The sequence below is a fragment of the Streptomyces sp. SA15 genome (assembly GCF_002291145.1).
GTDB lineage: Bacteria > Actinomycetota > Actinomycetes > Streptomycetales > Streptomycetaceae > Streptomyces.
This window is the reverse complement of the sequence record NZ_NTGE01000099.1, coordinates 504,134-530,182: the sequence shown is the minus strand read 5'-3', so window position 1 is coordinate 530,182 and position 26,049 is coordinate 504,134. Positions and strand designations below refer to the sequence as shown.

The 26,049-nt window shown below is 71.2% G+C and carries 21 protein-coding genes and 1 pseudogene; 15 read left to right on the top strand and 7 right to left on the bottom strand.

Features of this window, described 5'->3' with window-relative positions:
- Positions 1-267 precede the first annotated feature (267 nt).
- From CLM62_RS22540 to CLM62_RS22530, 3 genes are read left to right on the top strand one after another with little or no spacing between them, the layout of a single operon-like run.
- The gene (locus CLM62_RS22540; protein WP_095751661.1) at positions 268-1,032 is read left to right on the top strand and encodes a DUF5819 family protein; all 765 of its coding nucleotides are present in this window, start codon (positions 268-270) and stop codon (positions 1,030-1,032) included.
- Positions 1,029-2,243 carry an HTTM domain-containing protein gene (locus CLM62_RS22535; RefSeq protein WP_095751660.1) on the top strand — a complete coding sequence of 405 codons (1,215 nt, stop codon included), beginning with the start codon at positions 1,029-1,031 and terminating at the stop codon, positions 2,241-2,243. Before CLM62_RS22540 ends, CLM62_RS22535 begins: the two co-directional genes overlap by 4 nt.
- A complete protein-coding gene (locus CLM62_RS22530) occupies positions 2,240-2,995 on the top strand; it encodes an RNA methyltransferase (RefSeq protein WP_095751659.1) in 756 nt (251 codons plus the stop codon). The genes CLM62_RS22535 and CLM62_RS22530 overlap by 4 nt, the downstream gene beginning before the upstream one ends.
- 40 nt (positions 2,996-3,035) lie before the next feature.
- Here CLM62_RS22530 and paaN read toward each other — a convergent pair whose 3' ends face one another.
- On the bottom strand, positions 3,036-4,727 hold the full coding sequence (gene paaN / locus CLM62_RS22525; RefSeq protein WP_095751658.1) for a phenylacetic acid degradation protein PaaN: 1,692 nt from the start codon (positions 4,725-4,727) through the stop codon (positions 3,036-3,038).
- A gap of 158 nt (positions 4,728-4,885) precedes the next feature.
- Here paaN and CLM62_RS22520 point away from each other — a divergent pair, with 158 nt between their 5' ends.
- Positions 4,886-6,403, top strand: coding sequence for a 3-hydroxyacyl-CoA dehydrogenase (locus CLM62_RS22520; RefSeq protein WP_095751657.1), 1,518 nt, complete (start codon positions 4,886-4,888; stop codon positions 6,401-6,403).
- Entirely contained in the window at positions 6,400-7,002 is a 603-nt protein-coding gene (locus CLM62_RS22515) for a TetR/AcrR family transcriptional regulator (protein WP_095751656.1), read from the top strand. Before CLM62_RS22520 ends, CLM62_RS22515 begins: the two co-directional genes overlap by 4 nt.
- A 57-nt stretch (positions 7,003-7,059) precedes the next feature.
- Here the strand turns inward: CLM62_RS22515 and CLM62_RS22510 are convergent, their stop codons facing one another.
- Entirely contained in the window at positions 7,060-7,545 is a 486-nt protein-coding gene (locus CLM62_RS22510) for an Lrp/AsnC family transcriptional regulator (protein WP_095751655.1), read from the bottom strand.
- A 189-nt stretch (positions 7,546-7,734) separates the two neighbouring features.
- Between CLM62_RS22510 and pdhA (CLM62_RS22505) the strand changes: the two genes are divergently transcribed.
- From pdhA (CLM62_RS22505) to CLM62_RS22480, 6 genes are all read left to right on the top strand, one after another.
- Entirely contained in the window at positions 7,735-8,871 is a 1,137-nt protein-coding gene (pdhA, locus tag CLM62_RS22505) for a pyruvate dehydrogenase (acetyl-transferring) E1 component subunit alpha (RefSeq protein WP_095751654.1), read from the top strand.
- On the top strand, positions 8,868-9,872 hold the full coding sequence (locus CLM62_RS22500; RefSeq protein WP_095751653.1) for an alpha-ketoacid dehydrogenase subunit beta: 1,005 nt from the start codon (positions 8,868-8,870) through the stop codon (positions 9,870-9,872). The genes pdhA (CLM62_RS22505) and CLM62_RS22500 overlap by 4 nt, the downstream gene beginning before the upstream one ends.
- Entirely contained in the window at positions 9,872-11,224 is a 1,353-nt protein-coding gene (locus CLM62_RS22495) for a dihydrolipoamide acetyltransferase family protein (protein ID WP_095751652.1), read from the top strand. The genes CLM62_RS22500 and CLM62_RS22495 overlap by 1 nt, the downstream gene beginning before the upstream one ends.
- 75 nt (positions 11,225-11,299) lie before the next feature.
- Positions 11,300-12,223: a molybdenum cofactor guanylyltransferase gene (locus CLM62_RS22490; RefSeq protein ID WP_257004004.1), complete on the top strand. Its 924-nt coding sequence runs from the start codon at positions 11,300-11,302 to the stop codon at positions 12,221-12,223.
- On the top strand, positions 12,220-13,626 hold the full coding sequence (locus CLM62_RS22485) for a molybdopterin molybdotransferase MoeA (protein WP_095751651.1): 1,407 nt from the start codon (positions 12,220-12,222) through the stop codon (positions 13,624-13,626). The genes CLM62_RS22490 and CLM62_RS22485 overlap by 4 nt, the downstream gene beginning before the upstream one ends.
- Complete coding sequence (locus CLM62_RS22480; RefSeq protein WP_095751650.1) at positions 13,623-14,720, top strand: TrkA family potassium uptake protein; 1,098 nt, start codon at positions 13,623-13,625, stop codon at positions 14,718-14,720. The genes CLM62_RS22485 and CLM62_RS22480 overlap by 4 nt, the downstream gene beginning before the upstream one ends.
- 63 nt (positions 14,721-14,783) lie before the next feature.
- Here the strand turns inward: CLM62_RS22480 and CLM62_RS22475 are convergent, their stop codons facing one another.
- Together CLM62_RS22475 and CLM62_RS22470 are read right to left on the bottom strand one after the other, a co-directional pair.
- Entirely contained in the window at positions 14,784-15,632 is an 849-nt protein-coding gene (locus tag CLM62_RS22475; RefSeq protein ID WP_095751649.1) for an ABC transporter permease, read from the bottom strand.
- A complete protein-coding gene (locus CLM62_RS22470; protein ID WP_095751648.1) occupies positions 15,629-16,651 on the bottom strand; it encodes an ATP-binding cassette domain-containing protein in 1,023 nt (340 codons plus the stop codon). The genes CLM62_RS22475 and CLM62_RS22470 overlap by 4 nt, the downstream gene beginning before the upstream one ends.
- Before the next feature lie 691 nt (positions 16,652-17,342).
- On the opposite strand from CLM62_RS22470, the gene CLM62_RS22465 reads away from it, so the two are divergent.
- Positions 17,343-18,323: an NAD(P)H-quinone oxidoreductase gene (locus CLM62_RS22465; protein ID WP_095751647.1), complete on the top strand. Its 981-nt coding sequence runs from the start codon at positions 17,343-17,345 to the stop codon at positions 18,321-18,323.
- A 39-nt stretch (positions 18,324-18,362) separates the two neighbouring features.
- Here CLM62_RS22465 and CLM62_RS22460 read toward each other — a convergent pair whose 3' ends face one another.
- A complete protein-coding gene (locus CLM62_RS22460) occupies positions 18,363-18,863 on the bottom strand; it encodes a hypothetical protein (RefSeq protein WP_257004002.1) in 501 nt (166 codons plus the stop codon).
- Positions 18,864-19,010: 147 nt separating this feature from the next.
- Between CLM62_RS22460 and CLM62_RS22455 the strand changes: the two genes are divergently transcribed.
- Complete coding sequence (locus tag CLM62_RS22455; RefSeq protein WP_095751646.1) at positions 19,011-19,553, top strand: bacterial proteasome activator family protein; 543 nt, start codon at positions 19,011-19,013, stop codon at positions 19,551-19,553.
- Positions 19,554-19,846: 293 nt separating this feature from the next.
- Here CLM62_RS22455 and CLM62_RS22450 read toward each other — a convergent pair whose 3' ends face one another.
- Positions 19,847-21,520, bottom strand: coding sequence for a protein kinase (locus CLM62_RS22450; RefSeq protein ID WP_095751645.1), 1,674 nt, complete (start codon positions 21,518-21,520; stop codon positions 19,847-19,849).
- 331 nt (positions 21,521-21,851) lie between these two features.
- Between CLM62_RS22450 and CLM62_RS22445 the strand changes: the two genes are divergently transcribed.
- Positions 21,852-23,429, top strand: coding sequence for a protein kinase (locus CLM62_RS22445; RefSeq protein WP_095751644.1), 1,578 nt, complete (start codon positions 21,852-21,854; stop codon positions 23,427-23,429).
- Between the two features lie 144 nt (positions 23,430-23,573).
- On the opposite strand, the pseudogene CLM62_RS22440 reads toward CLM62_RS22445, so the two are convergent.
- Positions 23,574-24,384, bottom strand: a pseudogene (locus tag CLM62_RS22440) (phosphotransferase).
- 452 nt (positions 24,385-24,836) lie between these two features.
- On the opposite strand from CLM62_RS22440, the gene pdhA (CLM62_RS22435) reads away from it, so the two are divergent.
- A complete protein-coding gene (gene pdhA, locus CLM62_RS22435; protein WP_095751643.1) occupies positions 24,837-26,048 on the top strand; it encodes a pyruvate dehydrogenase (acetyl-transferring) E1 component subunit alpha in 1,212 nt (403 codons plus the stop codon).
- The last annotated feature ends 1 nt before the right edge of the window (position 26,049 follow it).

Genomic DNA, 26,049 nt, shown 5'->3' with positions numbered 1-26,049 from the left:
CATGGTCGGTCGGGCGCCGTAAGGTGTCAACCGCTGTGGATAACCTGCGGGCGCCCGCGGACGCCCCCTGTGGAAAACCGGGGCGGTTCGACCGGGACGGCTTGGAGGCGGGCCCGATGGGGCTGTGCCGGGCGCACGGCCTGAGTACCGTTCCGTGCGAGCGTCGCGGGAGCGGTGGGCGCCGGGGGCGGTACGGCGGGCCTGCGGCCGGGCGGTCTGGCAGCGTGGCGGCCGAAAGCAGGGACCGGGATCGGGAATCGGGGCGGAATGGACGCGTACGACGGAGGCTCGAACCCCCGACAGGGGCCGGGCGAGCCGGGCGCTGCGCCCGCCGACCCACAGGGCTCCCCGCCCGGCATTGCCCCGACAGTCGACCGGCCTCCCCGAACCGGTGTCGCAGCCCTCTCACTCCGCTACCAGATCGGCGTCGCCGTGGCCCTGGCGGTCGTCGCGGTCGCCGTCTGTACGCACGTCGGCATGATGTTCCTGCACGTCGCGCCGTCGAACACGCTGACCAAGCAGCACGGCGGGGCGATCGAGGACTGGATCTACCCGGAGTTCGAGCAGAACTGGAAGCTCTTCGCGCCGAACCCGTTGCAGCAGAACATCGCCGTCCAGGTGCGCGCGCAGATCAGCACCACGGACGGCGCGATACGGACCACCGGCTGGTACGACCTTTCCGCCCAGGACGGCCGGGCCATCGACGGCAATCTGCTGCCGAGCCACACCCAGCAGAACGAGCTGCGCCGGGCCTGGGACTACTACGTCGCCACCCACGACACCGACAACCGTCCGGCCGACCTGCGCGGCGCCCTCTCCGAGACGTATCTGCGCCGCATAGTGGCGCTGCGCCTCGATCGCGAGGACCTGGCCGGCGAGGGCGGCACCGTCGAGCTCGTCCAGGTCCGTTCCCGTACCACCAATGTGCCGCCGCCCAAGTGGAGCGAGGAGCGGGTCTCGGACCAGCCGGTCTACCGGGTGCTGCCCTGGTGGTCGCTCCCGGCGGACGAGACCGACGGGGGCGTGAAGTGAACCGATTCGCCCTGTGTGTCTCCACCGCCATCGCCCGCGTCACCGAAGCGGCCCTCGGCCCCTACCAGACCGCCGTGGTCCGTATCGGCTTCAGCGCGACCTGGCTGCTGTTCCTGCTGCGCGAGATCCCCCACCGGCAGGAGTTGTACGGCCCCGACGGCCCCTGGAGCTGGGACCTCGCCCAGCAGCTGGTCTCGACCAACGGCGCCTTCACGGCCCTGATGTGGTCCGACGGCCAGTTCTGGTTCGAGACCGTGTACGCCCTCTCCATCCTGACCGGCGTCCTGCTGCTGCTGGGCTGGCGCACCCGCACGATGTCCGTGCTCTTCATGGTCGGCGTGCTCTCCCTGCAGAACCGCAGCATCTTCATGGGGGACGGCGGCGACAACGTCCTGCACCTGATGTGTATCTACCTGGCGTTCACCCGCTGCGGCCAGGTGTGGTCGCTGGACGCGCGGCGGGCACAGCGTGGACGAGAGGCACGCGCGCGTGGGGAGCACGTCGCGGACCGGGTCGGTCCGGCCCTGTGGGGCGTGCTCGGGTTGGCTCTGGTCGCGGTGACCCTGTCGGGACGACTGTTCGACGCCGAATGGTTCGTGCCCCTGCTGCTGTGGACGTTCTGGCTCGCGCAGGCCCTGTGGTGGGTGGTGGACCGCCGCGCGAGGAACGGCGAGCCCCGGGTCCTGCTCGACGTCATCGCCAACATCGTCCACAACGGCGCCCTGCTCGTGATCATGGCCGAGGCCTGTCTGATCTACGCGACGGCCGGCTGGTACAAGATCCAAGGCTCACGCTGGCAGGACGGCACCGCCGTCTACTACCCCCTCCACCTCGACTCCTTCTCCCCCTGGCCCGCCCTCGCCGACCTGTTCTCGGCCAGCGGCACGATGGTGATGCTGATGACGTACGGCACCGTCATCGTGCAGGTCGCCTTCCCCTTCACGGTGTTCAACAGGCGAGTCAAGAACGTCCTGTTGGCGGTCATGATCACTGAGCACGCCGCGATAGCCGTGATCCTCGGGCTGCCCTTCTTCTCCCTGGCGATGATCGCCGCCGACGCGGTCTTCCTGCCGACATCGTTCCTGCGCCGCCTGGGCGGCTGGGCGGCACGCGCGCGTGGACGGCTGCCGGCCGGCAGGGACCGTACGACGCTGCCGAAGCCGCGCACCTCGGAGAACCCCGAGCACACGCACGTAGGCTTCACGGCATGACGGTCACGGATCCCGTCGGTGCCTGGCACCGGCTCGCCGACTCCTCGGTGCTGCTCGACGGCTTCCACGCCCTCAAGCACGCCGTGCGCTTCGGGGCCGAGATCCCGGTGGCGGTCACCGCCGACCTGGAAGCCACACTCGCCCTCGCCGACGAGCTGGCGCCGGACGTACGGGGCATGCTGGACGCCCTCCTGGCTCAGGTGCCGGAGCCGACGTACCGGAGTCTGGTCCCGCGCCCGCACCCCACCGCGGTGGCCGCCCTGGCCGTACGGCCCTCCCGCGCGGCCAACCTCGAGAAGCTGGCGCACACCCCCCGCACCGCGCCCGTCGTGGTCCTCGACAACCCGCGCAACCTCGGCAACGCGGGGGCGGTGATCCGGCTGGCCGCCGGCTTCGGGGCGACCGGCGTGGTCACCACGGGCACGCTCGACCCCTGGCACCCCACGGTCGTACGCGGCGGAGCCGGCCTGCACTTCGCGACCGCCGTGGAACGGCTGACCGTCGACGAACTGCCGTCCGGGCCGGTGTTCGCGCTCGACCCGGAGGGCGACGACATCCGAGGCACCAAGCTGCCGGACGACGCCGTCCTCGCCTTCGGCTCCGAGCGCATCGGGTTGTCCGCCGCACTACGCGCGCGTGCCGACCACCTGGTGGCACTGCCGATGCGCCCCCATGTCTCCAGCTACAACCTCGCCACCAGCGTGGCCATGACGCTGTACCACTGGAGCGCCACCGGGGGCGCGATCAGCTAGCTCCTGAGCTGTGACGAGAGGACCTGGACGTGTAGTTCCGCTAGGCCTGCCGGCGTACCTCGACCACCCGGAAGCGGTTCGCCACGAACGCCCCGTCGGTGAGCGCCGCGTTGGCCGCCGGGTTGCCGCCCGAGCCGTGCAGGTCGGAGAAGGCGGCCGTCTGGTTGACGTACACGCCGCCCGTGAGGTTCAGCGACAGCTGGGCGGCCTCCTCGAGACAGACCTCCCGCACGGCCTGTTCGAACGCCTCGTCGGTGGTGTACGCGCCTACGGTCATCGCGCCCTTCTCGCGGATCGTGCGGCGCAGCAGCTGCACCGCGTCCGCCGCCGAGTCGACCGCTACGGCGAAGGAGACCGGCCCGAAGCATTCGCTCATGTAGGCGGCCTCGTCGTCCGGCTTGGCGCCGTCCAGCTTCACGATCACGGGCGTCCGGACGACCGCGTCCGGGAACTCCGGGTTGGCGACCTCCCGCGAGGCGAGGGCGACCTCGCCCAGACCCGCCGCGGACTCCAGCCGGGCCTTGACGTCCGGGTTGACGATGGCGCCCAGCAGGGCGTTCGCGCGCGCGTCGTCGCCGAGGAGGCCTTCGACCGAGCGGGCGAGGTCGGCGACGACCTCGTCGAAGGACTTGGGGCCCTGGTCGGTGCGGATGCCGTCGCGGGGGACGAGCAGATTCTGCGGGGTCGTGCACATCTGGCCGCTGTACAGCGACAGTGAGAAGGCGAGGTTGGCGAGCATCCCCTTGTAGTCGCCGGTCGATTCCACGACCACCGTGTTGACGCCGGCCTTCTCCGTGTAGACCTGCGCCTGGCGGGCGTTCTCCTCCAGCCACTCGCCGAACGCCGTCGAGCCCGTGTAGTCGATGATCCGGATCTCCGGGCGCGTGGCCAGCGTCTTCGCGATGCCCTCACCGGGACGCTCGGCGGTCAGCGCCACCAGGTTCGGGTCGAAGCCGGCCTCGGCGAGCACCTCGCGCGCGACCAGCACGGTGAGGGCGAGCGGCAGTACCGCGCGCGGGTGGGGCTTCACCAGGACCGCGTTGCCGGTGGCGAGGGAGGCGAACAGGCCCGGATAGCCGTTCCACGTCGGGAAGGTGTTGCAGCCGATGACCAGCGCGATCCCGCGCGGGACCGGCGTGAACTGCTTGTTCAGCACCAGCGGGTCGCGCTTGCCCTGGGGCTTGGTCCACTCCGCCGTGTCGGGCGTGCGGACCTGCTCCACGTACGCGTACGCCACCGCTTCCAGGCCGCGGTCCTGCGCGTGCGGGCCGCCCGCCTGGAAGGCCATCATGAAGGCCTGGCCGGAGGTGTGCATGACCGCGTGCGCGAACTGGTGCGTCCGGTCGCTGATCCGCTTGAGGATCTCCAGACAGATCACCGCGCGCATTTCCGCGCCCGCGTCCCGCCACTGCCGCTGGCCGGCCTTCATGGCGGGCAGCAGCACGTCGATGTCCGCGTGCGGGTACTCCACGCCCAGCTCGATGCCGTACGGGGAGACCTCGCCGCCCACCCAGTCGTCCGTGCCGGGCTGGGCGAGGGCGAGGCGGTTGCCCAGGAGGGCGTCGAAGGCGGCCTTGCCCGCCGCCGCGTCCAGGCTGCCGTTCTCGCCGTAGGCCTTGGGGTGTTCGGGGTGCGGGGACCAGTACGCGCGCGTGCGGATCGCTTCCAGCGCCTGGTCGAGGGTGGGCCGGTGCCGGGCGATCAGCTCGTGCGCCGTGAGTGCGGCGGTCATGGTGCCAACTCCTCGTCTCAAGAACTCTTCGTCGAGTTCATGACCTGGGCAGAAACCTGGGCAGGGACAGTCCGACAGAGTTAGAGTAACCGAACGATCGGTCGGGACAAGGGGGCCTGCCGCATCTGTGGAAAACCCCGTGCGGGAGGATCGCGCACATGACAGCACTCGACCTCAGCAGCCCCGTGGCCGTCGTCGGCACCGGCACCATGGGCCAGGGCATCGCCCAGGTCGCGCTGGTCGCCGGCCATTCCGTAAGGCTGTACGACGCAGTCCCCGGCCGCGCGCGGGAGGCCGCCGCGGCGATCGGCGCCCGGCTCGACCGGCTCGTCGAGAAGGACCGGCTCGGCGCCGCCGACCGGGACGCCGCCCGCGCCCGTCTGCTGCCCGCCGAGCGCCTCGCCGACCTCGCGGACTGCGCCCTGGTCGTCGAGGCCGTCCTGGAGCGGCTGGACGTCAAACAGGAGCTGCTGCGGGAGCTGGAGGACGTCGTCGGCGAGGACTGTCTGCTCGCCACCAACACCTCCTCCCTGTCGGTCACCGCGATCGGCGGCGCGTTGCGCAACCCCGGCCGCTTCGTGGGCCTGCACTTCTTCAACCCCGCGCCGCTGCTGCCGCTGGTCGAGGTCGTCTCCGGGTCCGCCAGCGACGTCACGTCGGCCACGCGCGCGTACGAGACGGCACGCGCCTGGGGCAAGACGCCGGTCGCCTGCGCCGACACCCCCGGCTTCATCGTCAACCGCATCGCGCGGCCCTTCTACGCCGAGGCCTTCGCGGTCTACGAGGCCCAGGGCGCGGACCCCGCCACCATCGACGCCGTGCTGCGCGAGTGCGGCGGCTTCAAGATGGGCGCCTTCGAACTCACCGACCTCATCGGCCAGGACGTCAACGAGTCCGTCACCCACTCCGTGTGGCAGTCCTTCTTCCAGGACGTGCGGTTCACGCCCTCGCTCGCCCAGCGGCGCCTCGTGGAGTCGGGCCGCCTCGGCCGCAAGACCGGGCACGGCTGGTACGACTACTCCGAGGGCTCCGAGGGGGCCGAGCCGCACACCGCGGAGCGGGCCCAGCCGCCCGCGTACGTCGTCGCCGAGGGCGACCTGGGCCCCGCCTGCGAACTGCCGGCCCTGATCCGCGAGGCGGGCATCCAGGTCCGTGAGGAGGAAGAGGACCACGGCAGCCGACTGGTGCTGCCCAGCGGCGGCCAGCTCGCGCTCGCCGACGGCCAGACCTCGGTCGAGTTCCGGGACGTCGTCTACTTCGACCTCGCGCTCGACTACCGCCGGGCCACCCGCATCGCCCTGTCCGCATCCCAGGACACCTCGCCCCAGACGCTCTCCGAGGCCATTGGCCTCTTCCAGGCGCTCGGCAAGCAGGTCAGCGTCATCGGCGACGTCCCCGGCATGATCGTCGCCCGTACGGTCGCGCGGATCGTCGACCTGGCGCACGACGCGGTCGCCAAGGGCGTGGCCACCGAGGAGGACGTCGACACCGCCATGCGCCTGGGCGTCAACTACCCGCTCGGGCCCTTCGAATGGAGCCGCAGACTCGGCCGCAACTGGGCCTACGCCCTCCTCGACGACCTGCACCTGCGCGACCCCTCGGGGCGCTACGCGCCGTCCCTCGCGCTGTACCGCCACGCGTACGCCACCGACAAGCGGGAGGGCAGCACCTCATGACGACCGCCAAGCGCGACACGTACACCCCTCAGACGCTGCTGTCCGTCGCCGTCCGGGTCTTCAACGAGCGCGGCTACGACGGCACCTCCATGGAGCACCTCTCCAAGGCGGCCGGCATCTCCAAGTCGTCGATCTACCACCATGTGGCCGGTAAGGAGGAACTGCTGCGCCGGGCCGTGAGCCGGGCCATCGACGGGCTCTTCGGGATCCTCGACGAGGAGCACGCGCGCGTGGGGCCCGCTGCCGAGCGCCTGGAGTACGTCGTACGGCGCATGGTCGAGGTGCTCATAGCCGAACTGCCGTACGTGACACTGCTGCTGCGCGTGCGCGGTAACACGGGCACCGAGCGATGGGCGCTGGAGCGGCGCCGCGACTTCGACCATCGGGTCGCCGAGCTGCTGAAGGCGGCGGCGGCCGACGGGGACGTGCGCGGCGACGTGGAGGTGCGGCTCGCGACCCGGCTGGTCTTCGGAATGATCAACTCCATCGTGGAGTGGTACCGGCCGGACGGGCGGGGCATGAGCGAGCGGGAAGTCGCCGATGCCGTCGTGCAGTTGGTGTTCTCGGGACTGCGCAACGAGCACGGAAACCAGCACTGAAACCAGCACTGAAACGAGCACTGAAGGGCCGCAAGGAGTACAGGGGGACCGGAAATCTCAGCCCTGCGGCTCCAGGTCCTCCTCCTCGAACACCAGCAGCGTGCGCGTACTGAGCACTTCGGGAATCGCCTGGAGCCGGGTCAGCACCAGCTCGCGCAGCGCCCTGTTGTCGGGCGTGTGCACCAGCAGCAGGACGTCGAAGTCGCCGCCCACCAGGGCGATGTGCGAGGCGCCGGGCAACTGCCTGAGCTGCTCGCGCACCGTGCGCCAGGAGTTCTGGACGATCTTCAGAGTGATGTACGCCGAAGTGCCGTGCCCGGCGCGTTCATGGTTCACGCGGGCGCCGAAGCCGCGGATGACGCCGTCCTCGATGAGGCGGTTGATCCGTGCGTAGGCGTTGGCGCGGGAGACGTGGACCCGTTCGGCGACCGACCGTATCGAGGCGCGGCCGTCCGCCTGGAGCATGTGGAGGATGTCCTGATCAATGGCGTCGAGGGGACGAGGGGCCGACAAGGGGCCGCTGCCGTCCGGGCTCTCGGCCATTTGTTCAGGTGCCATGTCCTCCCGCCTCTCCGCCGTGGACGTACTGCGTCCATCTCAGGCTGTGGAGAACCGTTTGTCCACAGCCTGAGGGTGCCTGTAGCCAAAATGTGCCGACGACCGAACAATCGGTAGGTGAGGCGCATCACACCCGTGGTGCGCCGGAAGCCGCTCCCACGAGGAGGTGCCGTCATGACGGTCATGGAGCAGCGAGGCGCGTATCGGCCGTCGCCGCCGCCCGCCTGGCAGCCCCGCACCGACCCCGCGCCGCTGCTGCCCGACGCGGAGCCGTACCGCGTCTGCGGCACGGAGGCGGCCGCCGAGGCCGACCCCGGCCTGCTGCGCCGCCTGTACGCCGAGCTGGTGCGCGGCCGTCGGTACAACGCGCAGGCCACCGCGCTCACCAAACAGGGCCGACTGGCCGTCTACCCCTCGAGCACCGGCCAGGAGGCCTGCGAGGTCGCCGCCGCGCTCGCTCTTCAGGAGCGCGACTGGCTCTTCCCCAGCTACCGCGACACCCTCGCCGCCGTGGCCCGCGGCGTGGACCCCGTGCAGGCCCTCACCCTCCTGCGCGGCGACTGGCACACCGGGTACGACCCGCGCGAGCACCGCGTGGCCCCCCTGTGCACCCCGCTCGCCACCCAGCTCCCGCACGCCGTCGGCCTCGCGCACGCCGCCCGTCTCAAGGGCGACGACGTGGTCGCGCTGGCGATGGTCGGCGACGGCGGCTCCAGCGAGGGCGACTTCCACGAGGCGCTGAACTTCGCCGCCGTCTGGCAGGCCCCGGTCGTCTTCCTGGTCCAGAACAACGGCTTCGCGATCTCCGTCCCGCTCGCCAAGCAGACCGCGGCCCCGTCGCTGGCCCACAAGGCCGTCGGCTACGGCATGCCCGGCCGCCTGGTCGACGGCAACGACGCCGCCGCCGTCCACGAGGTCCTCACCGACGCCGTGCGCCACGCGCGCGCGGGAGGCGGCCCCACCCTGATCGAGGCGATCACGTACCGCGTCGACGCCCACACCAACGCCGACGACGCGACCCGCTACCGCCAGGACACCGAGGTCGCCGCCTGGCGGGAACACGACCCGATAGCACTCCTGGAGCACGAGCTGACCGAGCGCGGCCTGCTCGACGAGGACGCGAAACAAGCCGCGTGGGACGCCGCCGAGGCCATGGCCGCCGACCTGCGCGAGCGCATGAACCAGGACCCGGTGCTCGACCCCATGGACCTGTTCGCGCACGTGTACGGCGAGCCCACCGAGCAACTGCGCGAGCAGCAGGACCAGTTGCGGGCCGAGATCGAGGCCGAGCGGGAGGGGACGCACCGATGACCACCGTCGCCCTCAAGCCCGCCACCATGGCGCAGGCCCTCACGCGCGCGATGCGCGACGCCATGGCCGCCGACCCGGCCGTGCACGTCATGGGCGAGGACGTCGGCACCCTCGGCGGGGTCTTCCGGGTCACCGACGGCCTCGCCAAGGAGTTCGGCGAGGACCGCTGCACGGACACCCCGCTGGCCGAGGCGGGCATCCTCGGCACGGCCGTCGGCATGGCGATGTACGGGCTCAGGCCGGTCGTGGAGATGCAGTTCGACGCCTTCGCGTACCCCGCCTTCGAGCAGCTGATCAGCCACGTCTCCCGGATGCGCAACCGCACGCGCGGCGCGATGCCGCTCCCGATCACCATCCGCGTGCCCTACGGCGGCGGCATCGGCGGCGTCGAGCACCACAGCGACTCGTCCGAGGCGTACTACATGGCGACTCCGGGGCTCCATGTCGTCACGCCCGCGACCGTCGCCGACGCCTACGGCCTGCTGCGCGCCGCCATCGCCTCCGACGACCCGGTCGTCTTCCTGGAGCCCAAGCGCCTGTACTGGTCGAAGGACTCCTGGAACCCGGACGAGCCGCAGACCGTTGAACCGATTGGCCGCGCGGTGGTGCGGCGCTCGGGCCGGAGCGCCACGCTCATCACGTACGGACCGTCCGTGCCCGTCTGCCTCGAAGCCGCCGAGGCGGCACGGGACGAGGGCTGGGACCTCGAAGTCGTCGACCTGCGCTCCCTGGTGCCCTTCGACGACGAGACGGTCTGCGCCTCGGTACGGCGGACCGGGCGAGCGGTCGTCGTACACGAGTCGGGTGGGTTCGGCGGCCCGGGAGGGGAGATCGCGGCCCGTGTCACGGAGCGCTGCTTCCACTACCTGGAGGCGCCGGTGCTGCGCGTGACCGGGTTCGACATCCCCTACCCGCCGCCGATGCTGGAGCGTCACCACCTGCCCGGCGTGGACCGGATCCTGGACGCCGTGGGGCGTCTGCAGTGGGAGGCCGAGAGCTGATGGCACAAGTGTTGGAGTTCAAGCTCCCGGATCTCGGGGAGGGACTCACCGAGGCGGAGATCGTCCGCTGGCTGGTCCAGGTCGGCGACGTCGTCGCCGTCGACCAGCCGGTCGTGGAGGTCGAGACGGCCAAGGCGATGGTCGAGGTGCCCTGTCCGTACGGCGGCGTCGTCACCGCCCGCTTCGGCGAGGAGGGCACGGAGCTTCCCGTCGGGGCGCCGCTGATCACGGTGGCGGTCGGCGCGCCGGCCTCCGGCGGTGACACCGAGAGCTCGGGCAACGTGCTGGTCGGGTACGGCACATCGGAGGCACCCGCGCGCAGGCGCAGGGTACGGCCGGGACAGTCGGCGCCCGTCGGCGCCGCGTCGAACGGGCGGCCCGCGGCTCCCTCGGCTTCGGCTCCCTCTGCTCCCGCGGCTCCCGAGGTGGCGGACGGCCCCGTTCCCGTGATCTCGCCGCTGGTTCGCCGGCTCGCCCGCGAGAACGGCCTCGACCTGCGGGAGCTGACCGGTTCCGGGCCCGACGGACTGATCCTGCGGGCGGACGTGGAGTACGCGCTGCGGGCGGCGGCCGCGCAGGGACGCGTGACGGAGCCTGCCTCGCCGCCCGCGCGCGTGACGCCGACAACGACCACACCCGCCCCGGCCCCCGCGACCACCCCCACCGGCACCCGCATTCCCCTCAAGGGCGTCCGCGGCGCCGTGGCCGACAAGCTCTCCCGCAGCCGCCGCGAGATACCGGACGCCACCTGCTGGGTGGACGCCGACGCGACGGAGCTCATGCGGGCGCGAACGGCGATGAACGCCACCGGCGGACCGAAGATCTCCCTCCTCGCCCTGCTGGCCCGCATCTGCACGGCAGCCCTGGCCCGCTTCCCCGAGCTCAATTCCACGGTCGACATGGAGGCCAGGGAGGTCGTCCAACTCGACCACGTCCACCTCGGCTTCGCCGCGCAGACCGAGCGGGGACTCGTCGTGCCCGTCGTACGGGACGCGCACGCGCGCGACGCCGAGTCGCTGACCGCAGAGTTCGCCCGGCTGACCGAGGCCGCCCGCGCGGGCACCCTCACGCCCGCGGAACTCACCGGCGGCACCTTCACGTTGAACAACTACGGCGTGTTCGGCGTCGACGGCTCCACGCCGATCATCAACCACCCCGAGGCGGCCATGCTCGGCGTCGGCCGTATCGCCCCCAAGCCCTGGGTGCACGAGGGCGAGCTGGCGGTGCGGCAGGTCGTCCAGCTGTCGCTCACCTTCGACCACCGGGTGTGCGACGGCGGCACGGCGGGTGGCTTCCTGCGATACGTGGCGGACTGCGTGGAACAGCCGGCGGTCCTGCTCCGCACCCTCTGATAGCGCCGGGATCGCGCCGGGATTGCGCTGCCTCCCTGCGTTCCCTGTGATCGCGGCGGCACGCATACTCGGAGGGTGACCGTGTACGAGGCCCTCGACGACCCCGGATCCGAGATCTACGACGCCGTCGTACTCGCCGGAGGTGCCGCCCGGCGGCTCGGCGGCGTGGACAAGCCCGGGGTGCGCGTGGGCGGGCGCGCACTGCTCGACCGGGTGCTCGCCGCCTGCTCCGACGCGCACACCACCGTGGTCGTCGCCGATCCCCGGCCCACCGCGCGGCCCGTGACCTGGGCGCGTGAGGACCCGCCCGGCGGCGGACCGCTCGCCGCCCTCGACGCCGGGCTGCGGCACACCACGGCCGAGGAGGTCGTCGTACTCTCCGCCGACCTGCCGTTCCTCGGCGGCGCGACGGTACGGCGGCTGCTGACCGCCCTGCGGGCGTGCGGCGCCGACGGTGTGCTGCTCACCGACGCCGACGGCCGCGACCAGCCGCTCGTCGCCGCGTACCAGGCACCCGCACTGCGCCGCGAACTCGCCGCACTCAGCGATCAGCACAGCGGTCTCACCGGACTGCCCCTGCGCCGGCTGACCGCCGCGCTCGACCTCACCCGCGTCCTGGAACCCGTCGCGTCCTTCGACTGCGACACCTGGGACGACATCGCCACAGCCAGGGCACGGATCAGGGAGCATGGGCACGTGTTGGATGAATGGATTTCCGCAGTCAAGGACGAGCTGGGCATCGACCTCGACGTCGACACCGGCGTCCTGCTCGACCTCGCCCGCGACGCCGCCCACGGGGTGGCGCGGCCCGCGGCCCCGCTGACCACCTTCCTCGTCGGCTACGCTGCCGCGCAGGCCGGAGGCGGCCCCGAGGCCGTCGCCGACGCCTCGCGCAAGGCCGCGGCGCTGGCCCTGCGCTGGGCCGACGAGGACACGGCCGATGGCAAGCCCGACGTGGCCCCCGACGCCACGCCCGACACCCGACCGGACGCCGGATGACCGCCCGTGGCATCCGCACCGGGCAGGACGCCCGGGACACCGAGGACGCCGACGACTTCGACGTCGAGGAAGTGCTCGCCCTCGTGAAGGAAGACAACGGCCACGCGGCCGCTGATCACATGTCCGCACACGCGGCGCAAGGCGGCCACCACGGCGCCCCGCACAAGCCGGAACACAAACAGGACGCCCGTCACCGAGCCACCCCGTGGCCCCAGGCCCGCGAGATCGCCGCCCGAGCCCCGCACTCCGCCTCCCCCGGCGCCCGCCGTGCCCCCGCGTCCGTGCCGCTCGACGCCGCCCTCGGCCTCACCCTGGCGGCCCCCCTCACCGCCCTCACCGACCTGCCCTCCTTCGACACCTCCGCGATGGACGGCTGGGCGGTCGCCGGCCCCGGCCCCTGGGACGTACGGGACGAGGGCGTCCTGGCCGGCCATAGCGAGCCCGAGCCCCTGACCGACGGCGAGGCTGTCCGGATCGCGACCGGCGCCCGTATCCCCCCGGACACCACCGCCGTCCTCCGCAGCGAGCACGGCCGCACCGATGACAAGGGCCACCTGCACGCGACCCGCGAGATCGTGCACGGCCAGGACATCCGCCCGCGCGGCCAGGAGTGTCGCAGCGGCGACCAGCTCCTGCCGGTCGGCACCGTCGTGACCCCGGCCGTACTCGGCCTCGCCGCGGCCGCCGGATACGACACCGTGACCGCCGTACCCCGCCCCCGCGTCGACGTCCTCGTCCTGGGCGACGAGTTGCTGACCGAGGGCACACCGCACGACGGCCTGATTCGCGACGCGCTCGGCCCGATGCTGCCGCCCTGGCTGCGCGCACTCGGCGCCGAGGTCACCGCCGTACGCAGGCTCGGCGACGACGCCAAGGCCCTGCGCAAGGCGATCACCAGCTCCGACGCCGACCTGATCGTCACCACCGGCGGCACCGCCGCGGGCCCGGTCGACCACGTCCACCCCACCCTCCAGCGCCTCGGGGCGGAACTCCTGGTGAACGGCGTCGAGGTGCGTCCCGGCCACCCCATGCTGCTGGCCCGCACCAAGGCGAACCAGCACCTCGTCGGCCTGCCCGGCAACCCCCTCGCGGCCGTCTCCGGCCTGCTCACGCTCGCCGAGCCCCTGCTGCGTACCCTGGCGGCACGCCCCGTCCCCGAGCCGTACACGCTGCCCCTGATGGGCGAGGCGCACGGGCATCCGTACGACACCCGGCTCATCCCCGTGGTGCTGCGCGGTGACCGTGCCGTGCCGCTGCACTACAACGGCCCGGCGATGCTGCGTGGCATCGCGGTGGCCGACGCCCTGGCCGTCGTACCGCCGGGCGGGGCACGGCCGGGTCAGGAGACGGAACTTCTCGACCTGCCCTGGGCGGCAGCCGGAATCGGGGTGTGTTTCACGTGAAACTTCCGGGCCGTGACGTGATCGCCCGCGAGGCGGACGAACATCTCGTGATCCATCGGGTGAAACTCCCGCGGAAAGTGGTGGAGCACCCGTTCCGGCAGGTGGCCAAACGGCTGTCCATGGCCCTGCTGGTCCTGGTGGCGACCGCCCTGATCGTCTATGCCGACCATGACGGCTACAACGACAACTCCGACGGCTCCGTCGACTTCCTGGACGCGTGGTACTACGCGACCGTCACCCTCTCCACCACGGGCTACGGCGACATCACCCCGGTCAGTGACGCCGCCCGATTCACCAATATCTTCGTCGTCACGCCGCTGCGTGTGCTGTTCCTTATCATCCTGGTCGGCACCACGCTGGAGGTCCTCACCGAACGCACCCGTGAGGAATGGCGACTCAACCGCTGGAGGTCCACCTTGCGCGACCACGTCGTCGTCGTCGGCTTCGGTACCAAGGGGCGCTCGGCGATCCAGACCGTCTGCGCGACGGGGCTGAAGAAGGAACAGGTCGTCGTGGTCGACCCGAGTTCCAAGGTGATCGACGCGGCGACCGCGGAGGGGTACGCCGCAGTCATGGGGGACGCGACGCGCAGCGACGTCCTGAAGCGGGCCGAGGTGCACAAGGCGCGCAAGATCATCATCGCGACGCAGCGCGACGACACGGCCGTGCTGGTGGCGCTGACGGCCCGGCAGCTCAACAAGGGCGCGAAGATCGTGGCCGCGGTGCGCGAGGAGGAGAACGCACCGCTGCTGAAGCAGTCCGGTGCCGACGCGGTGATCACCAGCGCCAGCGCGGCCGGCCGGCTGCTCGGCCTCTCCGTGCTCAGCCCGGCGGCCGGCATGGTGATGGAGGACCTGATCCAGCAGGGCAGCGGGTTGGACATAGTCGAACGGCCGGTCATAAAAGCCGAGGTGGGCAAGACCCCGCGGGAGACGCAGGACCTGGTGGTGAGCGTCGTACGCGGGCACCGGGTGCTGGGATACGACGATCCGGCCGTCGGGAAGCTGGAGTTGACGGACCGGCTGATCACCATCGTGCGGGCGACGCCGGGTACGCAGGTCGCCCCCGACGTCCGCCCGCTTCCTCACGCTTGATCACCGCGGTGGTGCCGCTGATCACTTGCGACGGCACCGCTGTCCCTTGCGACGGCAACGCTGTCACTTGCGGTTGTACAGCCGCATCGTGACCGGACCGAAGACCACCACGAACAGGCCTGCCCAGCCCAGCGACCAGGCGATGTCGCCGGCCGGCCAGTCGCCCGCCATCAGCTCGCGCACGGCCGTCGACAGGTGGGTGATCGGGCTGTTGTTGACGAAGGCCTGCAGCCAGCCCGGCATGGTCTTCGGGTCGACGAAGATGTTCGACAGGAAGGTCAGCGGGAACAGCACCATCATGCTGACGCCCATCACCGACTTCTCGGTGCGCAGCAGCAGTCCGAACATCGTCCAGACCCACGAGAACGCGAACGAGAAGACGACCAGCAGCGCGATCCCGGCGAGCACGCCGATGACCCCGCCGTCCGGGCGGTAGCCCAGGATCAGGCCGACGGTCAGCATCACGACCGACGCGATCGAGTAGCGCAGGGCGTCGCCGAGCAGATAGCCGACCATCGTCGAGGGCCGCCAGATCGGCAGCGACCGGAAGCGGTCGAAGACGCCCTTCTCGATGTCGATGTTCACCGAGACGCCGGTGTACATCGTGATCATCACGACCGACATCACCATGATGCCCGGCAGCAGGAACTGGATGTACTCCTTCGGGGAGCCGGCCAGTGCGCCCCCGAACAGGTACGTGTACATCAGCACCATCATGATCGGGAATGCGGTGACGTCGAAGAGCTGCTCCGGCACGTGTTTGATCTTGAGTATGGCCCGCCAGCCGAAGGTCAGTGAGGCCGACCACGCGCTGGGGCGTGGCGGGCGCTCGCCTGAGACGAGCAGCGCGGCGAGCGACTCGGTGCTGACGGGGGCGAGGTCCTTGGTGTCCGGGGTCGTCGCGGTGCTCATGCTGCTGCCTCGCTTGTCGTGTCGTCGGCCTTCGTCTCGGAGGCCTTCGTGTCGTGTCCGGTGAGGGCGAGGAAGACCTCGTCCAGGCTGGGCTGACCCAGGGCGAAGTTGTCGACGACGATGCCGGAGCGGGCCAGTTCGGCGAGCGCGCGGGCCGCCTGCTCGGCCGCGCCCTGCCCGTTCGCCGCCCCCGCCCCGACGCGGGCCGTCAGCGCCACCGGGTCCGGCTCCCGCTGCACGTCCGCGTCCAGGGCCAGCCGCAGTACCTCCTCGGCCTGCGGTCGCTGCGCCGGATCGCGCAGTCGCAGGTGTACGGAACCGGCGCCGACGGACGCCTTCAGCTCGCCCTTCGTCCCTTCGGCGATCACCTTGCCCTGGTCGATGACGGCGATCCGGGACGCCAGTTGGTCGGCCTCGTCCAGGTACTGCGTGGTCAGCAGCACGGTGGTGCCCTGGGCGACCACGGCGCGCACGATGTCCCACACCTGGTTGCGGCTGCGTGGATCGAGCCCGGTCGTCGGCTCGTCCAGAAAGAGCAGATCGGGGGTGTTGAGGATGGAGGCGGCGATGTCGATACGGCGCCGCATGCCGCCGGAGTAGTTCTTGACCTGCTTCCCAGCGGCCTCGGTCAGCCCGAAGGCCTCCAGGAGCTGCGCGGCACGCTTTCGCGCGGCGGGCTTCCCATGGCCGAGGAGGCGGCCCAGCAGCACCAGGTTCTCGGTGCCGGTGAGGTCCTCGTCCACGGACGCGTACTGGCCGGTGAGGCTGACCCGGCTGCGGACCTCGTCGGCCTCGCGCACGACGTCGTGGCCGAAGACGTGGGCTTCACCGCCGTCGGGGCGCAGCAGGGTGGCGAGCATCTTGACGGTGGTCGTCTTGCCGGCGCCGTTCGGACCGAGGACGCCGTAGACCGTGCCGGCCGGCACCGCGAGGTCGACTCCGTCGACGGCCCGTGTCTCGCCGAACGTCTTCACCAGCCCCGCGGTCTCGATGGCCAGGCCGGACGTGTGCTGGCTCATGGTGGGATGTCCTTCCGCGTACTTGGGTTACGCATGGGGAGACCTTTACCGTCGCGCAAACTCATCGGTCGCGCACAGGGATTTCTCGGCGGATAGGTCGAAGGGCGTAGGGGGAGGGGGACCGGAGGCGGAGGGGAGACGGTCCGGGGACCGAGGGCGGCCCGACCGGAGCCCGAGAAGGTGCCGCCACCGTCTTACGGTCTACGCGGGGCCGCCCCGCGACCGATGAGGGGCACCGGGTGGCTGGCGAGGAGGCGGTCGGTGGTTCGGGAGGCGCGGGCGGGGTCGGTGAGTGGGTCGAGTGGCGGATGGTGAGGGGCGCGGGCGAGGGCGGTGAGTAGTTCGGGTGGCGGCGGATGAGCAGTTCGGGTGGGGACCGATGAGGGGACGACGGCAGCCGGCGAAAAGTCGGCCCGCGACCGGCGAGTAGCGCGGCCCGGGCCTGGCGAGGAGCTGATCGGTGGCCGGTTCTGAGGTGGGCGAGGAGCCGCCAGGCGGCCGGTGAGAAGCGCGGCCCGGGCCTGGCGAGGAGCTGATCGGTGGCCGACGTGAAGCCGCCGGGCACCGACAGGGAGCCGCCGGGCACCGACGTGAAGCCGCCGGGCACCGACAGGGAGCCGCCGGGCACCGACGTGAAGCCGCCCGGCACCAACAGGCAGCCGCCCGGCAAACGAGGAGTAGCGTCCCCCTCATGCATGCGATCACGATTCCTGAACCTGGTGAGCCCGAGGCGCTGGTGTGGGGCGAGGTCCCGGATGCCGTGGCCGGTGAGGGTGAGGTGCTGGTCGAGGTGGTGGCGAGTGCCGTCAATCGCGCCGACCTCCTGCAACGGCAGGGCTTCTACGACCCGCCGCCCGGCTCCTCCCCCTACCCCGGCCTGGAGTGCTCCGGACGGATCGCCGCGCTCGGCCCCGGCGTCTCCGGCTGGGCCGTCGGCGACGAGGTGTGTGCGCTGCTCGTGGGCGGCGGCTACGCCGAGAAGGTCGCCGTACCGGCCGGCCAACTGCTGCCCGTGCCCAAGGGACTCGGCCTCGTACAGGCCGCGGCACTGCCCGAGGTGGTCTGCACGGTCTGGTCGAACGTCTTCATGATCGCCCACCTCCGCCCCGGCGAGACGCTGCTGGTGCACGGCGGCTCCAGCGGCATCGGCACCATGGCGATCCAGCTCGCCAAGGCCGTTGGCGCCAAGGTCGCCGTCACGGCGGGCACCAAGGAGAAGCTGGACCGCTGCGCGGAGCTGGGTGCCGACGTGCTGATCAACTACCGGGAGCAGGACTTCGTCGCCGCGGTCAAGGAGGCCACCGGCGGCGCGGGCGCCGACGTCATCCTCGACATCATGGGCGCCAAGTACCTGGACCGCAACGTCCGGGCCCTCGCCGTCAACGGCCGCCTCGCGATCATCGGCATGCAGGGCGGCATCAAGGGCGAGCTGAACATCGGCGCCCTCCTCGCCAAGCGCGCCGCCATCAGCGCGACCACCCTGCGCGCCCGGCCGCTCGAGGAGAAGGCGGCCATCGTCGCGGCCGTACGGGAACACGTCTGGCCCCTGGTCGACGCCGGCCACGTACGCCCGGTCGTCGACCGTGAGCTCCCGATGAGCGACGCGGCCACCGCACACCGGGTCGTCGAGGAGAGCGGCCACATCGGAAAGCTGCTGCTCGTCACGTCGTAGAACCCTCATGACCGTAGAACCCTCACGACCGTAGAACCCCTACGAAAGACCCCGCCGCATCCGCAGCGCGACGAAGGCGAGTCCGAGACCGAGCCCGACGAGGATCAGCCCGCTGCCGAGCGGCAGGATCTTCAGCCCGGGCTCGGCGGACCGATCGTCCCGCCCAGCGGGCTGTCCCTGCTCCGCGGGCCGCAGCGGGTGCCCCGACGGCACGCCGCCGGTCGCACGCGGCGGTTCCGGTACGGCGGTGAGGTCGCCGCCGGCCTCCTGGCCGCCCTCGTCCTCGGGGGCCCCGGTGTCATCGGCGTCCTCGGGCGCCGATTCCGGAACCCGCCGCCCCGGCCGCTCCCGCCCCTCACCCGCCCGACTCCCGGCCCGGGAGGGCTCGGCGGCGGAAGGGGAGGCAGCCACCTTGGGCGCCGCCTCGACGCCGTACGACCAGCCGGTGCCGTACGGCGAAACGGTCACGCCCGCCCCCAGGACCACGATCAGCAGTCCCGTCGCGCGCAGTGCTCGCCGTGTGCGCCGCCTTGGAGTCACGGAGCAATCCTGGCATTCGACGCATAGCCTGGCATTCAGGGTTCCGCCAGAGTGCTGATGTGCCGCTGATGTGCCGCGTAAAGGGTGGATCAGCCTTCACCGGGGGCACCACGGTGGTGAGGTGTAGGGGTGCGAGAGAATGGCGGCATGGAGATGCCGAGGAACGAAAGGTCGCCGGAGAACCCCCAGATCCTGGTCGTGGGCCAGGACGGCATGGCGCTCGGCGGCGGAGGAGACGAGGACTCCCGCGAGGTTCCGGTGACGGAGATGGTCGAGCAGCCGGCCAAGGTGATGCGGATCGGCAGCATGATCAAGCAACTGCTCGAAGAGGTGCGCGCGGCACCTCTCGACGAAGCCAGCCGGGTCCGGCTCAAGGAGATCCACGCCAGCTCGGTGAAGGAGCTGGAGGACGGCCTGGCCCCGGAGCTGGTCGAGGAGCTGGAGCGGCTCTCCCTGCCCTTCACGGACGAGACGACCCCGAGCGACGCGGAACTGCGCATCGCGCAGGCCCAGCTGGTCGGCTGGCTCGAGGGACTCTTCCACGGGATCCAGACGACCCTGTTCGCCCAGCAGATGGCCGCGCGGGCCCAGCTGGAGCAGATGCGCCGCGCCCTCCCGCCGGGCGTCGGCGGCCACGAGGACGGCGACGACCCGCGCGCGGGCGGCCGTTCGGGAGGTCCGTATCTGTAGGAAAGCCCGGATCCCGCTCTGTAGGAGAACCTGGATCCCGCCCCGCGCGACGTGCGGGGCGGGATCCAGGAGATCAAGACGACTGTGGGCATGTCAAAAGCGCGGAAGATCTACTCTCGGCCCTCCTGACTATCCAGGAGGACCCACGTGAAGATGCGAAACTCGGCGCTCGTCACGGCAGGCGCCCTCGCCTGCCTGTCGATACCCCTCATGGCCTCGCCGGCGGCGGCCGATTCGATGGTGAGTCAACCCCGGTGTGAGGGTGGAGTTCATGTGGTTCCGCCCCACACCTCTTACTGGGGTGGGTTGCCTGTGGAGACGTCGAACTGCATCTCCGGCGGGTTCTTCGGGTCGAAGTCCGTCCCCACCGTGGGTGACTGGCGCATCACGGTGTCGTCCCCGTACGTGTTCTCGTCGTAGTCGCGGATGTCGTACCGCCAGCCTGCGGCCTGCAGGCACGAACGAACCGAGTCCCAGTTCTTGAACGTGAAGTCCGGCATCCGCACCATCTTGGGGTCGTTGTACGACTCCTCCGGCTCGGTGCACTCGGTGTTCTCGATGGTCCGCGTCTTGTCCGGCCCGCGGTAGCCGGCCGCCTGGGTCGCCGATACCGAGGCACTGGCGCTGCTGTCCCCGCCCGCCTCGGGACTGTCCCCGCCGCTGTTCATCAGCAGGGCCGCGATCAGGCCGCCGATCGCGACGACCGACACCGCGATCGAGCCGATGACCACCGGCTTGTTGCCCTTGCCGCCACCGGAGGGTGACGGGACGGTGGTCTGGGGCGTGAGGTTGTACGGCGGCGGGGTCGACGGGGTCTGCTGCGGCGCGTACCCGGCCGGGCCCGGCGTCTGGTAGCCGCCCTGCTGCGGATAGCCGTACGCCGGGGAGGGCGCCGCCGGCGCCGGGGTGCCGTACGGGTTCGGCGGCGGGGTCGGCTGGTAGGGCATCTGTACGTTGCCCGCGGGCCCCGGCGTGGCCTGGTCGACCGGCGGGAACACCGCGGAGCCGACGCCCGCGCCGCTCGGCGTGTGCGCGCCCGGGACGATGCTCGGCGCGGCGGCCTGGAAGGAGGATGCCACGCGCAGGCACTCGTCGCGCATGGCCTCGGCGCTCGGGAAACGCTCGTTCGGGTTCTTCTTCAGCGCGCGGGCGACCAGCGCGTCCACGGCCGGCGGAAGCGAACGGTTGATCGAAGAAGGAGCTACCGGCTCCTCCTGGACGTGTGCGTAAGCTATGGCCAGCGGCGAGTCCGCGTCGAACGGCAATCGCCCGGTGACCAGCTGGAACAGCATGATGCCGACCGAGTAGAGGTCGGAGCGCGCGTCCACCCCGCGCCCCAGAGCCTGCTCCGGCGAGAGGTACTGCGGGGTGCCGACGACCATGCCGGTCTGGGTCATCGAGGTGACGCCGGACTGCATGGCACGCGCGATGCCGAAGTCCATCACCTTGACGACCCCGCGCTTGGTCATCATCACGTTGCCCGGCTTGATGTCCCGGTGGACCAGGCCCATCTCGTGGCTGATCTCCAGCGCGGCGAGCACATCGGCGGTGATCTTCAGCGCCTTGTCGGCGGGCATCGCGCCCTGCTGCCGTACGTCCTCGTCGAGCACCGAGCCGAGCGGGCGGCCCTCGATGTACTCCATGACGATGTACGGCGTCGGCATGCTGTCGCCCGCGGCGGAGCCGCTGTCGGACAGCGTGTCCTCGCCGGTGTCGAAGACCGAGACGATGTTGGTGTGCGTGAGCTTGGCCACGGCCTGCGCCTCGCGGCGGAAACGCTCTCGGAAGGCCTGCTCCCGGCCCAGGTCGGTGTGGAGTGTCTTGACCGCGACCTGCCGGTCCAGCACGGCGTCGTAGGCGAGGTGCACCGAGGCCATGCCGCCCTCGCCCAGCAGGTCACGCAGCTGATAGCGGCCACCGGCGAGCGCCCGCCCCGCATACCGGCCGTGTGCGGCGTCCTGGCTCATTCTCTGCGTCCCCCATGGCCTTTCAGGCGCCGACTGTCGTTGATCCCATGTGCCATTCCCGGCCAAGTCTGCCGGAGGGCACTGACACGTCAAGCTCGGTGCCCGTTCCGTGACCGTACGCGAAAGAAGCGTCGCGGAAGCGTTACCGCGGGCGTACCGCTGGTACACAGAATTTGCACGCCGACACTCACTACAGGTTTCATGGCCGGTCCGTCTCGGGCCGATCCCCGGGGCCTTCCCGGACCGGCGGCTTGCGCGGAGGCTGTAGCGTGGCCGACGGAGACCGTAACAACACCGCGCGCACCGCGGGCAGAAACGACGGCGAGGACTGATGGCACAGCAGCAGCGCGCTCAGGGCCCGTCCGACCCCGAGGCGACTGGCGGCGGGATGTCAGATGCGCCGGAAATGTGGGGTAATGGCGGGCTTGTCGGGGACGGCCGATATCGGCTGACCCGCAGACTCGGCCGGGGCGGCATGGCCGAGGTGTTCGCCGCCGAGGACGTGCGGCTCGGACGCACCGTGGCGGTCAAGCTGCTGCGCGCCGACCTCGCCGAGGACCCGGTCTCCAAGGCCCGCTTCACGCGCGAGGCCCAGTCCGTGGCCGGCCTCAACCACCACGCGATCGTCGCCGTGTACGACTCCGGCGAGGACTTCGTGGGCGGCCAGTCCGTGCCGTACATCGTGATGGAGATCGTCGAGGGCCGCACGATCCGCGACCTGCTCCTCAACGCCGAGGCGCCCGGCCCCGAGCAGGCCCTGATCATCGTCTCGGGTGTGCTGGAGGCGCTCGCCTATTCGCACCAGCACGGCATCGTGCACCGCGACATCAAGCCGGCCAACGTCATCATCACGCACAACGGCGCGGTGAAGGTGATGGACTTCGGCATCGCCCGCGCCCTGCACGGGGCGTCCACGACGATGACTCAAACCGGCATGGTCATGGGCACCCCGCAGTACCTCTCCCCCGAGCAGGCCCTCGGCAAGGCCGTCGACCACCGCTCCGACCTGTACGCCACGGGCTGTCTGCTCTACGAACTCCTCGCGCTCAGGCCCCCGTTCACCGGCGAGACGCCGCTGTCGGTGGTCTACCAGCACGTCCAGGACATCCCGACGCCCCCGTCCGAGGCGTCCGACGCCTGTCCGCCGGAGCTCGACGGCCTCGTCATGCGCTCGCTGGCCAAGGAGCCGGACGACCGCTTCCAGACGGCCGAGGAGATGCGCGGGCTGGTCCAGTACGGCCTGCAGATGCTGTACGAGCAGGGCGGCCACACCGGCACCTGGAACACCGGCCCCGTCGACACGCACGACGGCCGGCACACCCCGGCGGCGGGCATGGCGGGCACGAGCGTGCTGCCGCACCCCGGCGGTGACTCCTCCGGCACCACACAGATCCCGCAGCCGATCCTGCCCGCCGGCTACGGCGGCGGGGACGACGGCGGCTTCGAGGGTCACGGCAACAAGGGCGGTGGCCGCGGCAAGCTGTGGATCCTCGCCGTGTTCGCGGTGATCGCGATCGCCGCGGGTGTGGCGTTGGCGCTCCAGAGCGGCGACAAGAAGGACCCCGGCACGGACCCCACGCAGTCGCCGACCACCACCTCGCAGACCACCGACGACGCGACGGCCAGTGAGGCGCCGACCGACGACACGACCGACGAGCCCACGGACACGGCCACGGAGAACGACACCGGAACCGGTTCCGGCTCGGATTACACGCCGTCGTACACGCCCTCGTACGAGCCAACGGATCAGCCGACGACGAGCGGGCCCACGGACGCACCGACGGACACGCCGACGACGAGCGCGCCGACGGACGCACCGACGACGAGCGCGCCGACGGACGTGCCTACGACCTCGGGGCCGACGGGCGGCGAAACGGGCGACGTCGGGGGCACGGGCGGCGGCCTCTGACCGGCTGACCGAAACAGCCTCCACGCGCGCGTGCGGCCCGGGAAACGGGCTCCACGCGCGCGTGCTCTGTTTCCACTTCTACGTCCCTTTTTCTACGGCCCCTTGAGCTCGTCTCAGTCGGCTTCCACGGCCCCTGAGGCTCGCTCAGTCGGCGAACGCGTCGCACACCGCGTCGTACTCCCGCGTCCACCACACCGCGAGCGCCGAGGCCGCCGGGAACTGCGAGTCCGCGCGGGTGTCACCGCGCTCGTAGTGCCAGCGCAGCATCCAGAAGTCGTTGAGGCGCTCCCACCACACGCGGTGCACGGCCGCCGCCAGTTCGGAGGGCGTGGCCCCGGCGGTACGCCGGTAGGCGCGCGCGTAGGCCCGCACCTTCGGCAGGTCGAGGGCGCCGACGGGCAGCACGAAGAAGATCGCGGCGGCCCGTACGGCCTCCTCCGCGCGGGGCTGCATCCCGAGCCGGTCCCAGTCGACGATCGCGGCGGGCGCGTCCCCCTGGTAGAGCAGGTTGAACGGGTGGAAGTCGCCGTGCACCCAGCCCACCGAGCCCCCGCGCGGAGGCCGCCGGTCGGCGTGCCGCTCCAGCAGTGCGCGGCGCTCCAGGAGCCGGTGGCGGGCCAGTTCGTCGAAGGAGTCGGCGGGACGGTGGCGGCGTACGCGGGCGAGCAGGTCGTCGATGAGGGTGCAGGTGTCGGCGGGGTCGGGGCTGTCGGCGGCGCGAGGGCCACCGTTCGCCCGTTCGGCGCGCGCCCGCGCGTGGGTCGGCTGTCTCGGGGTCGAAGTGGTGCTTGAGGAAGTAGCGGCCGCGGGTCGTACAGAGCCGGTAGCCGCGGTTGAGCAGCCCCTGGTCGACGGGCTCGCAGGCGAGGGCGGAACCGGCGGCGGCGTACTGGCGGAGGAGAGCGCCCAGCGGGGGCGCGTGAGACACGAGGGGTGGTACACAAGAGCGCGGCACGCTGCCCGATGCTAGGACAGGGAAAGCGCCCGCGAACTGGGCGTTGTCACAGACAGTCGCTTTCGATCACGGGATGTGCTCGAAGTGGCGCGCCAAGGCTCTGCCGGTCGAGTGCAAGATGCCGAACCGCCGGCCCCGACGACACGAGAACCCTTCCCGTGACCTGGGTCACCGGGATAACGTGCCGTTGTTCCGGCCCCCTGCAAGGCTGTGACCAGGAACTGTTCCCGATTTTGCGTTTTTACTTGGAAATCCAATCAAAAACGCAGGTCAGGAGGGGTTTCACAGAAATGTGGAGCACTGGGTAACGTGCCTTTTGCAGGGCGCTCGCCGGGGCACCTGTCACGCCTGTTCCCGAACGAGCCGCACCCACCCCGTGCGTCCGTGAGGCCACAGGTGAGCCGCACTGGCGCCCGGCGAACCCGGGTAGCCGGACCGACGGAGGAGCACACGTGACCGTGGAGAGCACTGCCGCGCGCACACCGCGACGCAGCGCAGGTACGACCGGTGCGAAGAGCACGGCCGGCAAGCGTACGACCGCCAAGAAGGCGACGGCGAGCGCCAGGAAATCGCCGCACGGCGAGCCCGAGCTCGTCCAACTGCTGACGCCCGAGGGCAAGCGCGTCAAGAGCGCCGAGTACGACAAGTACGTCGCCGGCATCACCCCTGAAGAGCTCCGCGGCCTGTACCGCGACATGGTGCTCACCCGACGCTTCGACGCCGAGGCGACCTCCCTGCAGCGCCAGGGAGAACTCGGTCTGTGGGCCTCGCTGCTCGGCCAGGAGGCCGCCCAGATCGGCTCCGGCCGGGCCACCCGCGAGGACGACTACGTCTTCCCGACCTACCGCGAGCACGGCGTCGCCTGGTGCCGCGGTGTCGACCCGTCCAACCTGCTCGGCATGTTCCGCGGCGTGAACAACGGCGGCTGGGACCCGAACAGCAACAACTTCCACCTCTACACGATCGTCATCGGCTCCCAGACGCTGCACGCCACGGGCTACGCGATGGGCGTGGCCAAGGACGGCGCGGACTCGGCGGTCATCGCCTACTTCGGCGACGGCGCCTCCAGCCAGGGCGACGTCGCCGAATCGTTCACCTTCTCCGCGGTCTACAACGCCCCCGTGGTGTTCTTCTGCCAGAACAACCAGTGGGCGATCTCCGAGCCCACCGAGAAGCAGACCCGCGTCCCGCTCTACCAGCGCGCGCAGGGCTACGGCTTCCCGGGCGTCCGCGTCGACGGCAACGACGTGCTGGCCTGCCTGGCCGTGACGAAGTGGGCGCTGGAGCGCGCCCGCAGCGGCGAGGGCCCGACGCTGGTCGAGGCGTACACGTACCGCATGGGCGCCCACACCACCTCCGACGACCCCACCCGCTACCGGCACGACGACGAGCGGGCCGCCTGGGAGGCGAAGGACCCGATCCTGCGCCTTCGCCGCCACCTCGAGGCCTCAAACCACACGGACGAGGGATTCTTCGCGGAACTGGAGGCCGAGAGCGAGGCGTTGGGCAGGCGAGTGCGCGAAGCGGTCCGCGCCATGCCGGACCCGGACCACTTCGCGATCTTCGAGAACGTGTACGCGGACGGGCACGCGCTGGTCGACGAGGAGCGAGCGCAGTTCGCCGCCTACCAGGCGTCGTTCGCGGACGCAGAGGGGGGTAACTGAC